Genomic DNA, 12,854 nt, shown 5'->3' with positions numbered 1-12,854 from the left:
CGCCGATCGCGGCAATCGATATCGGGGCTGGCGCTACCGGCGGTTGCGCGGATCCCACTCTGGCAGCGGTCGCGGCTCGGGCATCATGAGGTCTTTTGCCACAACGATGCCGACGAGTTTGCCAAGGTGCATAACGGGAAGCGCGCCGATTTTGTGCTGGCGCATCAGGGTGGCCGCACGTTCCAGCGTGTCCGAGGACATCACGGTGATCGGATGACGCGTCATCGCGGTTTCGACGAGCGTCGAGTCGAGCGCGTCCGCATAGCGTCTCAAATCAAATTCGCTTACGATTCCGACGAGTTGGTCTGCCTCGACGACCGGCAGCCGTCGAAACGGTCCCGCCTTCATCTTGGATGCCGCGGTCGCGAGCGTAGCGGCCGGTCTTACGGTGACTACTTTTCGCGTCATCAGGACCTCGACCAGCTGTATCATCTAACTTCCTCCAGAATGCGGCTGCGGCCGGTGCATCGATCGCAGCGACCGCCAAGCTAGGCGATAATCATAGCTGAATCGAGGTCATTAAGATTCCAGAAGAGCTTTTCTCAGGTAGTGCTTCTGATGGCCACGCGGATAGTCGGCGTGAGTGGCGACGATCTCAAAGCCGAGACCCTGGTAAAAGCGCGGCGCCTGGAAGCTGTGAGTGTCCAGGATCATCTGGCGGCATCCGCGCGCAATCGCCTCGGTCTGCGCCGCCGCCATCAGAGCTTTGCCATATCCGCGATTGCGATAATCCCACCGTACCCAAAGATAGCGGATTTCGCAGCATCCACCCCAGGTCCAACCGTAGAGGCCGGCAATGATCGTTCCGTCTTCCTCGCGCACCAGGTAAGAGAGGATTTTCCCGTCTTTGAGACGAGTCCGCTCGAGGTTGTACTCATTGATACGATCTTCGAGAAAATGGATATCGCTGTCGGAAGGCTTCTCGTCGACGGGCGGGATATTGATATTCATTGGTTGTCCTCCGATGTTCCCCTCACGACCCAGGGCAACTGGCGCCGGGCCGCGGCAATCGCGGCGGACGCTGTCGTCATTAGCTCCGACGCCGGGCGCGGTAGCGGCGAATCAACGCGTTGGTCGAACTGTCGTGGGCCAGCTTCGGCTCCGCGGCGGATTCCAGCTCCGGGATGATTTTTTGCGCCAGAACTTTGCCGAGTTCAACCCCCCATTGATCGAATGAGTCTATGTTCCAGATTGCGCCCTGGGTGAAGACGCTATGCTCGTACAGCGCTACCAGCTTGCCGAGCGTTTCGGGAGTCAGCTGGTCGGCGAGAATCACGGTCGAGGGACGATTGCCCTCGAACACGCGATGCGGCACCAGCCAATCCGGCGTGCCTTCGGCCTTGACCTGCTCGGGCGTTTTCCCGAAGGCGAGCGCCTCGGCCTGCGCGAATACGTTCGAGAGCAGCAGATCGTGATGGCGTCCGAGCGGATTGAGCGGCCGGCAGAAACCGATGAAGTCGCACGGGATCAGTTTCGTCCCCTGGTGGATGAGCTGGTAGAACGAATGCTGGCCGTTGGTGCCGGGCTCGCCCCAGTAAATCGGTCCGGTCTGATAATCGACGGGCGCGCCTTCGAGCGTGACGTGCTTGCCGTTGGATTCCATCGTCAACTGCTGGAGATAGGCGGGAAAGCGCTTGAGGTATTGCTCGTACGGCAGCACCGCGACGGTTTGCGCGCCGAAGAAATCGTTGTACCAGACTCCGAGCAGGCCCATCAGGACCGGCAGGTTGCGGCCAAACGGCGCGGTGCGAAAATGCTCGTCGATCGAGTGAAAGCCGGACAGCATCGCGCGGAAATTGTCGGCGCCGACGGCGATCATCGTGGACAGGCCGATCGCGGAGTCCATCGAGTAGCGGCCGCCGACCCAATCCCAGAAGCCGAACATATTTTTCGTGTCGATGCCGAATTTCGCCACTTCGGCGGCGTTGGTCGAGACCGCGACGAAATGCTTCGCCACCGCCGCTTCGTTGCCAAGCGCGGCCAGACTCCAGCTCCGCGCGCTGTGCGCGTTGGTCATCGTCTCGAGCGTGGTGAAAGTCTTCGACGAAATGATGAACAGGGTCTCGGCCGGGTCGAGGTCGCGCGTCGCTTCGGCAAAATCGGTCCCATCGACGTTGGAGACGAAGCGCACGGTCAGCTTGCGGTCGCTGTAATGGCGCAGCGCCTCGTACGCCATGACCGGGCCGAGGTCGGAACCGCCGATGCCTATATTAATGATGTTGCGGACGGGCTTGCCGGTGTGGCCTTTCCACGAGCCGCCGCGGATGCGCGCCGAAAAATCCGCCATGCGATCGAGTACCGCGTGGACCTTGGGCACCACGTCGTCGCCATCGACGCCGATTGAAGCGCCGCGCGGCGCCCGCAGCGCGACGTGCAGGACGGCGCGCTTTTCGGTCAGGTTAATTTTGTCGCCGCGGAACATGGCGTCGATGCGCCCGCGCAGTCCCACCTCGCCGGCCAACGCGAGCAGCAAGCGAACAGTCTCGTCGGTCACGCGATGCTTGGAATAGTCGAAGTACAGGCCGGCGGCCTCGACGGCCAGCCGTTCGCCGCGATTGGGGTCTTCGGCGAACAGAGTCTTCAGCTGGCGGTCGTGAATCTGGTTGTAATGCGCCTGCAATGCCTTCCACGCGGGGCGCTCGCTCAGAGGATTGGTTTTCGCTGATGCCGGCATGATGCCTCCTTACCTGACGCAGCGGAGGCCTAGTTCGAGGTGGCGGATACGATTGCGCGATCGCCGCGCGGCAGGATCATTACTTCGGACATTCGGGTCTCGGGATCCAGCCTGATGAAGTAGGCAGGGAAGCCGGTCTCAGCGACGGCGACGTTGGTGCGCGCGTCGCAACCGCATCGCGCCGCCATCGCGTCGTTTATCGCAGCGAGTTTGTCCAGACTGAGCGCGGCGAGTTGCAAGTTGGCGTCGTCAACGGAAAGCTTCAGGGTCGAGTCCTTCATCTCGACGCCGGCGGCGACCGGGGTGCCCGAGACGGTCGCAGTCTTGACGACCCATCGGGTGAATTGGCCGTCATCCATGTTCTCGACATCGCGATGATTCCTGCGCGCCTCGGAGATAGCGGCGTCGAGCGAGCCTTTCTTCGCGGTGGAATCGGCGAACACCTGCGCGTCCGCCAACGTCCAGATCTGCCTGGACCATCGCGCAACTGTTGCGGGATCGGCGGCCGGCAAAGTCTGATAGTCGGTTGCAGCGCGCTCGGCGTCTGCCAGGTCGTGGTCGGACAGAGCGGCTTCGACCTCGTCGGCGTCTTTGCGCCGCGCCGCCTCGTCGATTCGCGCGATGATCGAACTGCTCTGGCTGCCCGGTTCTTTGGCCGCGTCGGCGCAGACGGCGCGCTGCTCGGCCAGCGTGAACGCGGGGCGGCCGATCATGAAGTCACACAGACAGAGGTCGTCCTTCACCTCGCGCCGCTGGCTCGCACTCAAATCGCCGCCGTGAGCTGAGAGAGTGGCCAATTCTTGGCGGGCTGCCGGATAATTGCCGACCGCTATTTGGCTACGCGCCGCGGTGAGCGCCGACGGGGCGCATCCTGAGAGCACGGCTGCCAGCGCGATCGCGACGGCCGCTTGGCCGGCAATCCGCGGGAAGGCGGAGCGCAGAATAGGAGTGCGGGAGTAGCGCGGCATGAGTTGATTATGGCAAAGGCGGCAGCCGATTGCCTACCCGCCAAGAAGGAAGGACTGCCGTGTCGGCGACCGAGTCATCTGATGTATCGCGATGCGACACCGGCGGTCCCAGATTCGCCCCCGCGGTCTTCTTTGGGTGGCTACGTCAACTATCGCTCGGAGGTAGCGCTGGCATGAGTGGTGCACCTGAACCTCGTACAAGGTGCTGAGCATGAAACAAATCGATTGCGCTGACGCAACGCGCAAAGGAGGACATCGATAGTGAACTACATCAACAGACTGATGATCAGGGTTCGCGAGAGCAAAAAGGGACAGACGATGACTGAGTACGTGCTGATTATCGCGGCGATCGCGGTAGCCGGCTACATCGCGTATGAAGGCCTCGAAGGGGGAATCAACACGATCATCACTAACGTGACCGCGACACTGAAGGCTGCGTAAGAACAGCCCCCAAGGCCCGCACGGTCGAAACCAGGCGCGCGGGATAGGCGGCGGGGACCGAATGCCCCGCCGCCGAAACTCAGGGTTTTTTTGCAGACGAAGTGACGATTTGATGTGAGAGAAACAATGACTTCAGGCAACTCCGGCTTCGCCGGGTGCGGCGCAGCTCGCGACGCAACGCGCGATGGGAGCGTGAGCGATCGAATTGTGCTGGTGGGGGCGGACCGCATCGGCGGGTCGCGCTAGAACGGGGGCATAGATGAAACGACCGATAGTTTTCATAATCCTTGCGGGAATGGGCGCGGTGCTGGCCGCGATTGTGGTCTTTTCCGCGATCAGAACCCGTGAGTCCGAAGTGCAGCGCGCGATGGCGCACACGGTCGAAGTCGTAGTCGCGGCAAAGGATATCCCGCTTGGCGCGAAACTCGAGCCCGACGAGGTCAAACTGGTTCGCTGGGCGCGCGACGGCGTTCCGGAGGGCGCGTTCACGGATCCGCAGGCGGTCGCGGGCTCGTTCGCCAAGGGCCAGTTCCTGGCCAATGAGCCGGTGGTCGCGAGCAAGCTGTTCATGGGCGCGGAAAGCTCCGGCGTGATGCCGCTGCTGATTCCAGCCGGAATGCGTGCGATGTCGGTGCCGGTGGACGAAGTCGCGGACATCGCAGGCTTTGTGCAGCCACATATGCGCGTGGACATCCTGGTCGCGGTCTCGGGCACTGGCCCGGGCGAGCCGTCTTTCTCGCGGATCGTTCTGCAGAACATCGAGGTTCTGGCGGTCGCCCAGGAAATCGAACACGTCAAGGACGAGCCGCTAGTAGTAAAGGTCGTGACGTTGCTGGTGACTCCGGACGACGCCGAAAAACTTACCCTGGCCAGTCACGAGGGAATGCTGCGTTTGGCGATGCGCAACTACAGCGACAGCAAGATTGTCGCGACCAAGGGAATCGCAGTCGATGATCTTTTGCATCGGGGCCCATCGACGTTGCCCGTGATGCAACCGCAGATGGCGCCGGCGCTCGCCGCGCGCCCAGCGCATGGACCTGCGCAGCTTCCTATCGAAGTGGAAGTGATGCGCAATGGCAAATCGTCGGAGGAGATCACCTTTGCTAATTCCCCGGCGGGAGCGCGTCCTTCCGTTCAAGCGCAGCAGGACACGCCCGCCATTTCGCCACCGCAGTTACCCGCGGCTCCGGGATTGACCGGCGCACCGGAATCTCCGGTCTCGGCCGCAAAGCCTGCCTCGTCGGCGGGCTTTGCCGGTGATCGCAGCTGGCAATAAGGGGAAAGCCATGAAGATACGCAGGAACATAGGCACGAACATTCCCCGCTGCCAGGCCCCGCATACTTAGGAGAAACATCGAGTGCCATTCAACGGATCAAAGAGCGAGGGTCGTCGCAGCACGATGAAGGTCATGCTGGTCGGCGAGCCCGGCGAGCAGCGCACCCAGCTCAAGACGGTGCTGGCGGCGCTGATTGAGCCTGAACTCGAGATCATCGAGGGCGAGACTGCCACCGCCGCGAATCTTTCCGAAAATGTCGCCGCGCCGCCCGCCGCAACCTTGGTGATCGTCAATGGCAACGAGGAGGCTGCCCTGGGCTTTCTGCAGAGCCAGGCGCTCCATTCGCCGCGCCCAAGCCTGCTCGCCGTCCTCACCGCGCGCTCGGCCGGGCTGATGAAGCGAGCGCTGCGCGCGGGCGCCGACGAGATTCTCTTCTGGCCGCTCGACCCGGGAGAGGCTACCTGTGCCTTGCTGAAAATAAGCGAAGCGCGCTGGCGCACCGAACGCCGTGAGGGCGGGGTGGTCATTTCCGTCACCAGCCTGATAGGCGGCGTCGGTGTGACTTCGCTGGCCGGCAACCTCGCGTTGGCGCTCGCGTCGTTGCATCAACGCGTAGCGCTGGTCGATCTCGATCTTCAGACCGGAGGCCTGGCGGTCTTTCTCAACCTCGATCCGGAAGTGACCATCATGCCGCTGGTGCGGCTGGACCGTAAGCTCGATTCGATCCAGCTCGAATCCGCCTTGACCAAGCATCAATCGGGGGTCTATTTGCTGGCCGCGCCCAAGCGAATCGAAGAAGGCGAGCTGGTTTCGGACATCACGGTCGGCACGGTGCTCGATCTGATTCGGCAGTTGTTCGACTACGTGATCGTCGATTGCGGCGACCATGTGGACGAAAACGGGGTCGCGGCATGGGAGCGCTCGGAGCATCTGTTTTATGTGCTCAATCAGACGATCGCGGCGGCGCGATCCGCATGGCGATTCATCGATCTGTTCGAGCGCCTGGACCTGACTACGCTGGAGCCGCGCTTTATTCTCAATCGCTATAATCCGTCGCATCCGTTGACCGAGAAGGCGATCGAAGCAACTCTCGCCAGGCCCATCTACGCCAAGATTCCAACCGACGATCGTACCTTCGAATCTATCGAAATGAAGGCGCAGGACTTGTTCCAGCTCGCGCCGTCGTCTCCGGTCGCGCGCGCGATGCTCGAACTCGCGGCCCTGGTAATGCCGCGTCCGGAACTGGCCCCACTTCAGGAAACATTTATGTCGCGGCTCAAATCCGCCTTCGTCACGCATCAAAGTCGATGAGGTATCCAAGATGGGACTGACAGACAGGCTGTCGAATGCCACCAGGGGCGGACGCCCGCCAGAGGCCACTCCCGGCGGCGGCTCGCTTATCGGCGCGACCGTGCGCCGGCGCAAGGATGCGATCGCGGATAGCTCGCGCCGCTTGAAGGTCAAGGTCCACAACAAATTGTTCGAGACTATCGACGTGTCCAAGCTCGAGACCCTCGAGCCCGCGATGGTCTCCGTCAAGGTCACCGACGCTATCAATGACATTCTTAATGAGGATGGCCGCCTCCTGACCGACATCGACCGCGGCCGGCTCATCGAGGAACTTAAGAACGAGCTGCTCGGCCTGGGTCCGCTGGAGCCCTTGCTCCGTGACGACGAAATCACCGACATTCTTGTCAACGGCCACGACCAGGTTTACGTCGAAAAACGCGGCAAGCTGCACGCCACCGACGTCGTCTTCCAGGACGACCAGCATCTGATGCTGATCATCGATCGGATCGTGTCTCGCGTCGGACGGCGCGTCGACGAATCGTCGCCGATGGTTGATGCGCGGTTGCCCGACGGCTCGCGTATCAACGCGATCATCCCGCCGCTGGCGCTCGACGGGCCGGCGCTATCGATCCGGCGTTTCGGCAAGCATCGCTTCGACATCGGCGCGCTGGTCGAAAAGGACGCTCTCACCTGGGACCTGGTCGAGTTTCTGCTCGCCGTTGTTCGAGCGCGCCTCAACGTAATCGTTTGCGGCGGTACCGGCTCGGGCAAAACCACGATGCTCAATTGTCTGTCCGCGTTCGTTCCCGAGGACGAGCGAATCGTTACGATCGAGGATTCCGCCGAGCTTTCCCTGCAGCAGCCCCACGTTGTGCGGCTCGAGACGCGGCCGTCGAATCTTGAAGGCCGCGGCGAGGTCACCCAGCGCGACCTGGTCAAGAACTGTCTGCGCATGCGCCCGGACAGAATCGTCGTCGGCGAGGTCCGCGGCGCAGAAGTCTTCGACATGTTGCAGGCGATGTCCACCGGCCACGACGGTTCTATCGCCACCATCCACGCCAACAGTCCTCGCGAATGCCTGGGCCGGCTCGAGATGATGATGCTGCTGTCGGGCGTCTCGATTCCGCAGCGCGCGATGCGCCAGCAGATTGCCTCTGCCGTCAACATTATCGTTCACGTCAGCCGGCTCTCCGACGGCTCGCGCAAAGTCATGCGGATTTCCGAGATCAGCGGCATGGAAGGCGAGATGATCATGATGCAGGACTTGTTCGAGTTTGTCCGCGCCGACACGACCCCGACGGGAAAAATCAACGGCGCCTTTCAATCGACCGGCATTCGCTCAGCATACGCACAGCGCCTCGAAACGGCCGGATACAAGACCGAATCGAACGTGATCAAAATGGCTGCGCGATGAACCTCGGCGACCTGCTTTTCCCGGCTGCGGCCGCGGGCTTCGTGCTGATTGCCTGCGCGATGCTGTTCATGCGGCCCAATCGGCCCCGCGTCACGCGCACCGTGATGCGCCGGATGTCGCGGCCCAATGTTGCCCTGGCCGACGATATTACCAAGACCGATCGTCAACGCCTTACCGGACGCGAATTTCTAAGCTGGTTCTATCGGCTCAATCTGCTGCAAAAACTCGAGGAAAACCTCTGGCAGGCCGGAATCTACGCCCGCATCGTCGACGTACTGCTCGTGATCCTGGTGATGTTTACCGCGGGCCTGATCGCCGGCGAGGCCATTTGGGGGATGGAACTCCTGTCGATCGCGATGGGCGCGGCGATGGCAAGCCTGCCGATAATCTATATCCGGCTGCGCAGGCAGCGGCGCCTCAAGGCCTTCGCCAAGCAACTGCCGTATGCGCTCGATTTGATCAAATCGTCACTCGAAGCCGGCCATACGCTGCTGCGCGGATTGCAAGTCGTGGTGGCCGAGTTCGCCGATCCGATCTCCACCGAATTCCGCTCCGCTATCGAACAGAGCCGGCTCGGGCTGCCGCTGCCGCGCTCGCTCGAAGAGATGCTCAAGCGCGTGCCGCAGGAGGACCTCCGCCTGCTGGTCGTCGCGGTCCGGGTCCAGGCGGAAGTCGGCAGCTCGCTGGCGATAATAATCGGACGGCTCTCGGAAATCGTTCGCACCCGCCAGCGTCTGCAACAGCAAATCAAGGCGCTTACGGCCCAATCCAAGATGAGTGGGATACTGGTCGGTTTCCTGCCGATCGTGATGCTGGGTGCGTTCAGCATCATCCAGCCAAGCTACACCAACACGCTCTTTTACGATCCGTCCGGCCAGAAGATTCTCGAAGTTGCCTGCGTGCTCGACGCCCTGGCGTTCCTCTCGATTCGCAAACTCCTCAAGGTGAAGTACTGAAGTAACTGCGATGCCGGCTATCTATGCAAGCTTGACCGTGTTTTTCCTGTTCGGCGCGATCTCCGTCGCGATCTACGCGGCCATCTACGGGATTAATCGCCCGTTCGACGAGCGCATCACCGAGATCGGCGTCAAGATGCGCGTCGCCTATGGAAATCCCGCCAATGTCGACATGGAGTCCAGTACCTTTGCGCGTTCGCTGTTTCGATGGGTCGCCAGGCATCTTCCCGAACCCGCGCCAAATACTCCGGAGCGCGAGAAGATCGCACAGACCCTGGTTCGCGCCGGCTTTCCCGGGCCCCGCGCCGTCCGCATCTTTCACTTCGCCCGCCTCTCATTGACGGCGGGAACTGCGCTCCTTGCGCTCGTCGCCGCGATCGCGTTTGGCTTCCACGGCGTCAAGCCGCTGATGTTCATGCTGATGGGCCTGGGCATCGGCGCATTTGCACCCGGCTTCTATATCGGCCGCAAGGCCAAAAAGCGTCAGCAGTTGATCGCCAGCCAACTCTCCGACGTTTTGGATTTGCTGGTGGTCTGCGTCGAAGCCGGCCTCGGCCTCAGCGAAGCCATCAAGATCGTCGGATCCGAAACGCAGCGCCAAAATCAGGAAATAGGCGCCGAGCTGTCGATCGTGTCAGCCGAGCTCGCCGCCGGCAGTACGCTTGGCCAGGCGCTGAAAAGTTTCGCCGATCGCACCGCCGTCGAGGACATCAAACCGCTGGCCGCGACGCTGGTGCAGAGCGAAAAGCTGGGCGCGTCAATCGGTCCCGCGCTCCGATCCATCTCGGACTCGATGCGCAGCACCCGGCGGATGCACGCCGAAGAAGCCGCGGCAAAAACCACGGTCAAGATTCTCTTCCCGCTCGTGATCTTCATCTTGCCCGCCATGATGAGCGTGATCGTCGGCCCCGCCATGATTCAGATCATGCGGGCGCTTACCCACGCCTAGCGACCGCGCCGGTGGCGACCCGTGCGCAAGCGACGCTCTTGACGCGGGCGGATCGGCGCAATATCCGATCGATCATGGCTGACTCGGAACCGCGGATGCGCGCGCTTGAGTTATGGAACGAGGCGATGCGCTTTCACCTGAACCACGACCTCGAGCGCGCGGTCGAACTCTACACAAAATCGATTGAAGTCTTTCCGACCGCCGAGGCCTACACATTTCGGGGATGGGCCTTCGAGGGCATGGGACGAATCGACGACGCGATCGCGCAGTGCCGCCGCGCCATCGAAATCGATCCCGCGTTTGGCAATCCATACAACGATATCGGCGCATATCTAATCGCCAAGGGCGAGCTCGACGAGGCCGTCCCGTGGCTCGAAAAAGCCAAGACCGCGCCGCGTTACGATCCGCGTCATTATCCGTTCATGAACCTGGGCCGAATTTACGCTGCCAAGGGAATGGTGAAACGTGCGATCGACGAATTCGAAGGCGCACTCGCACTCGCGCCCGGCGATCCGACTTGCCAGTCCGCGCTGGCGCAGCTCCGCGCCTTATTGAATTGAACGATTAAGCGGAGTCGGCGCCCGATTTAACGCCCGCTCGCGCTCGATGACGATGCCGCAGTGCGGCAGGCACAGTTCGATCTTGCGAACGTTGACGCAGTGCGTGAGCGCGTGGTCCCGCCTCGATTGATCCAGCGCTGGCAGCCGGGGGTTCCTTTCAGCTCTCTATGTATGTAACTGTGCTCGTGTGAAGCTGCGCTCTTTCGTGGTTCTCGGGCTAGTGATCTCATCTTTCGCAGTTGTGGCCGCGACCGCCTGCAATGCACAGCCGGTCGCATGCCCAGGTGGCGCACCAACGGTCGAGTCCGTCCGCGCGGTCCTAGAAGCACCGCAGTATCTCGACAAGACGCAGGTCAAGGACTTTAATGTGACGGCAAACTCAGTGGCGCTCACTATAAACGTGGGTGATTTGCTTTCTACGTCGGGGTTTTTGGGAGAAGGGACCGTTGATTCCATGATGAGGACAGTAATGCCTCCGCTCCGGCGCGTGGCCGTCTGCTTCCCATCCATTCAGACGATAAAGGCTGACATTGCGACACCCGCAGCAGTCCACCGCGACCAGTACGGGCATGAACTGCCCAAGAGCGACGCATTGGTCCTGTGGCTCAGGATCGACTGCTCAGATTTGCGCAAATTCGCCAGCCTCGATCTCGCCCTGTACAGCGTGTATGTCGCGAACCGTTATGTCGTCGGGTCTAACCCCCAGATTCGGGAGGTCTGGAATCAGGAACTTCAGCGCGAGATCGAGGCTGGTGGCTTCCAGAGCAGTGACCCCTGACGTTGGCAGCCGCACTGGCGGGGACGATCATCCAAGACGACAAAGGGCGTTTAGTAACAGAGCCGGGAACTTCGGGCGCACAACCTGCTTTTTTCCACATCAAATACCAGCCCACAAGCGCGAGCTCGGCGGCGTGGCGGGGGTTCATTGCAAGAACGATTTAGCAGACAGGAGCGCGAGCGACAAACGGCCTCCAGAACATGGTCAACTCACCACGGTTCCCATGTATTAAGACACTCGATAAGTTCGCCTAGAGCATCAAGCTTTGGTCCCAAATCAGCAACTTGTCTGATCAACGTATCTATATCGTGAGGTTTGAGAAGTTCCACTCTCACCTTTTCTAAGACCGCAATTTGATCCTCCAACCTGGCCGGGTTGCCAATTGTATGCAGCAGCTCTTTTGCCTTGCGCAGCGAATCGCGTCGCTTCATGAGAGCATCCAAAGTAGACTGCGCGCGCGTCGTCCGAAGTGAGCGAAGTAGCGACACTGTTTTTTCTGCCGTTTGGATCTGCGCCGTTACGTCGCCTAAAGCATCGAGCTTCCCAATCAGTTCAATTACGTCGGCCAACTCTAGCCCGCGGTCCACGGCCTTTCCCGCATCCCTGAACTGTTCGACTAGTGTATTGATGGTCGCAGCTTTAGTGTCCGGTGACATCGCTCTTACTCCTCCCGTGTGCCGTCGCAGTTTCTAGTTAGCCATATGTCGCTCAATTGTACGCTCGAAGTTGGCGCTCGGAAACTCTAACCAACCCAACTGTCCACACTCGCTGACGAGTCGCTAATCGCTGCTGCGCATACAGCTAATCAACCTGCGCCATTGCCATCCGCGCCAATCTCCAGCGGCAAACCAATGTCGCATTCTGACTGCTTGATGCCACCAAAATGCCTGATCGAGCGCCCCATGCGGCGCGGCGCGCAGTTGTGCCTATTAGAGACAACCGTTCAGTGAGTGTCCCGATTCCGAGACGATGGCCCGTCATTTGCTCTAATGGTTGTTGTTGACCTGTTATTACCGGCCAAAGAGGAAGCACTGTGCAGCACTCGGACACTCAATCGGCACCGGTAAATCTCGCATCGGGAACGGCTCCTATCGGAGACGGGGCAAGCGAGATGGTGTCGCTCGAGCATCTCGTGCACAGTGCGGATCGGCTCGGCGGCATGGTCGTACGATCGGCGCAGGTGCGCAAGGTCCTGAAGTCGGTATCGTTGCTCAGTCCGTACAAAGCGACCGTGCTGATTTCAGGCGAATCCGGAACCGGAAAGGAATTGGTCGCGCGCGCGCTCCATACGCTGGGTCCGGTTCCAAACGGTCCCTTCGTGACGCTGAACTGCTCCAACCTGGTCGAATCGTTGGCCGAGTCGCAGTTGTTCGGCCACGTTCGCGGCGCCTTTACCGACGCACGCGAGGAGTCGCAGGGCTACTTCCGATCCGCCAACGGAGGCACGCTGTTCCTTGACGAGATCGGCGAATTGCCGCTCAAGCTCCAGCCCAAGCTGCTGCGCTCGGTCGAGACGCACGAGGTTCAGCCGGTCGGATCGTCGCATT

At 61.1% G+C, this 12,854-nt stretch carries 14 protein-coding genes; 9 read left to right on the top strand and 5 right to left on the bottom strand.

What is annotated here, in order from left to right; all coding sequences use genetic code 11:
- Positions 1 to 33: 33 nt before the first annotated feature.
- From ABSB13_RS00905 to ABSB13_RS00890, 4 genes are all read right to left on the bottom strand, one after another.
- Complete coding sequence (locus ABSB13_RS00905; RefSeq protein WP_428104668.1) at positions 34 to 432, bottom strand: CBS domain-containing protein; 399 nt, start codon at positions 430 to 432, stop codon at positions 34 to 36.
- Positions 433 to 519: 87 nt separating this feature from the next.
- Positions 520 to 951, bottom strand: a complete 432-nt coding sequence (locus tag ABSB13_RS00900) for a GNAT family N-acetyltransferase (protein WP_428104666.1) — start codon at positions 949 to 951, stop codon at positions 520 to 522.
- A 79-nt stretch (positions 952 to 1,030) separates the two neighbouring features.
- Positions 1,031 to 2,674: a glucose-6-phosphate isomerase gene (pgi, locus tag ABSB13_RS00895; protein WP_428104664.1), complete on the bottom strand. Its 1,644-nt coding sequence runs from the start codon at positions 2,672 to 2,674 to the stop codon at positions 1,031 to 1,033.
- A 29-nt stretch (positions 2,675 to 2,703) separates the two neighbouring features.
- Positions 2,704 to 3,642, bottom strand: a complete 939-nt coding sequence (locus tag ABSB13_RS00890; protein WP_428104662.1) for a hypothetical protein — start codon at positions 3,640 to 3,642, stop codon at positions 2,704 to 2,706.
- A gap of 261 nt (positions 3,643 to 3,903) precedes the next feature.
- Between ABSB13_RS00890 and ABSB13_RS00885 the strand changes: the two genes are divergently transcribed.
- The 8 genes from ABSB13_RS00885 (at position 3,904) to ABSB13_RS00850 (ending at position 11,307) form a co-directional block, all read left to right on the top strand.
- Entirely contained in the window at positions 3,904 to 4,083 is a 180-nt protein-coding gene (locus ABSB13_RS00885) for a Flp family type IVb pilin (protein WP_428104660.1), read from the top strand.
- 259 nt (positions 4,084 to 4,342) lie between these two features.
- Positions 4,343 to 5,359, top strand: coding sequence for a Flp pilus assembly protein CpaB (gene cpaB / locus ABSB13_RS00880; RefSeq protein WP_428104658.1), 1,017 nt, complete (start codon positions 4,343 to 4,345; stop codon positions 5,357 to 5,359).
- Positions 5,360 to 5,441: 82 nt separating this feature from the next.
- Positions 5,442 to 6,671, top strand: a complete 1,230-nt coding sequence (locus ABSB13_RS00875) for a CpaE/TadZ family protein (protein WP_428104657.1) — start codon at positions 5,442 to 5,444, stop codon at positions 6,669 to 6,671.
- 10 nt (positions 6,672 to 6,681) lie between these two features.
- Entirely contained in the window at positions 6,682 to 8,064 is a 1,383-nt protein-coding gene (locus tag ABSB13_RS00870) for a TadA family conjugal transfer-associated ATPase (protein WP_428104655.1), read from the top strand.
- On the top strand, positions 8,061 to 9,020 hold the full coding sequence (locus ABSB13_RS00865; protein ID WP_428104653.1) for a type II secretion system F family protein: 960 nt from the start codon (positions 8,061 to 8,063) through the stop codon (positions 9,018 to 9,020). Before ABSB13_RS00870 ends, ABSB13_RS00865 begins: the two co-directional genes overlap by 4 nt.
- A 10-nt stretch (positions 9,021 to 9,030) precedes the next feature.
- Positions 9,031 to 9,969 carry a type II secretion system F family protein gene (locus ABSB13_RS00860; RefSeq protein ID WP_428104651.1) on the top strand — a complete coding sequence of 313 codons (939 nt, stop codon included), beginning with the start codon at positions 9,031 to 9,033 and terminating at the stop codon, positions 9,967 to 9,969.
- 74 nt (positions 9,970 to 10,043) lie between these two features.
- Positions 10,044 to 10,529 carry a tetratricopeptide repeat protein gene (locus ABSB13_RS00855; RefSeq protein WP_428104650.1) on the top strand — a complete coding sequence of 162 codons (486 nt, stop codon included), beginning with the start codon at positions 10,044 to 10,046 and terminating at the stop codon, positions 10,527 to 10,529.
- A gap of 187 nt (positions 10,530 to 10,716) precedes the next feature.
- Positions 10,717 to 11,307, top strand: coding sequence for a hypothetical protein (locus tag ABSB13_RS00850; protein WP_428104648.1), 591 nt, complete (start codon positions 10,717 to 10,719; stop codon positions 11,305 to 11,307).
- Positions 11,308 to 11,516: 209 nt separating this feature from the next.
- Here the strand turns inward: ABSB13_RS00850 and ABSB13_RS00845 are convergent, their stop codons facing one another.
- Entirely contained in the window at positions 11,517 to 11,963 is a 447-nt protein-coding gene (locus ABSB13_RS00845; protein WP_428104646.1) for a hypothetical protein, read from the bottom strand.
- 377 nt (positions 11,964 to 12,340) lie between these two features.
- On the opposite strand from ABSB13_RS00845, the gene ABSB13_RS00840 reads away from it, so the two are divergent.
- Positions 12,341 to 12,854: sigma 54-interacting transcriptional regulator (locus ABSB13_RS00840; RefSeq protein ID WP_428104644.1), on the top strand; the 514-nt coding region annotated here is incomplete at its 3' end.

Source organism: Binatus sp. (SeqCode) (genome assembly GCF_050013435.1).
GTDB lineage: Bacteria > Desulfobacterota > Binatia > Binatales > Binataceae > Binatus.
Note: the sequence above shows the minus strand (reverse complement) of the source record. Positions and strands in the feature narration are given on the sequence as shown.

What these genes read in the sequence shown, in the direction of transcription:
- ABSB13_RS00905 (WP_428104668.1), bottom strand. Translation starts at nt 432, where the DNA reads ATGATACAGCTGGTCGAGGTCCTGATGACGCGAAAAGTAGTCACCGTA.
- ABSB13_RS00900 (WP_428104666.1), bottom strand. Translation starts at nt 951, where the DNA reads ATGAATATCAATATCCCGCCCGTCGACGAGAAGCCTTCCGACAGCGAT.
- pgi (WP_428104664.1), bottom strand. Translation starts at nt 2,674, where the DNA reads ATGCCGGCATCAGCGAAAACCAATCCTCTGAGCGAGCGCCCCGCGTGG.
- ABSB13_RS00890 (WP_428104662.1), bottom strand. Translation starts at nt 3,642, where the DNA reads ATGCCGCGCTACTCCCGCACTCCTATTCTGCGCTCCGCCTTCCCGCGG.
- cpaB (WP_428104658.1), top strand. Translation starts at nt 4,343, where the DNA reads ATGAAACGACCGATAGTTTTCATAATCCTTGCGGGAATGGGCGCGGTG.
- ABSB13_RS00870 (WP_428104655.1), top strand. Translation starts at nt 6,682, where the DNA reads ATGGGACTGACAGACAGGCTGTCGAATGCCACCAGGGGCGGACGCCCG.
- ABSB13_RS00865 (WP_428104653.1), top strand. Translation starts at nt 8,061, where the DNA reads ATGAACCTCGGCGACCTGCTTTTCCCGGCTGCGGCCGCGGGCTTCGTG.
- ABSB13_RS00860 (WP_428104651.1), top strand. Translation starts at nt 9,031, where the DNA reads ATGCCGGCTATCTATGCAAGCTTGACCGTGTTTTTCCTGTTCGGCGCG.
- ABSB13_RS00855 (WP_428104650.1), top strand. Translation starts at nt 10,044, where the DNA reads ATGGCTGACTCGGAACCGCGGATGCGCGCGCTTGAGTTATGGAACGAG.
- ABSB13_RS00845 (WP_428104646.1), bottom strand. Translation starts at nt 11,963, where the DNA reads ATGTCACCGGACACTAAAGCTGCGACCATCAATACACTAGTCGAACAG.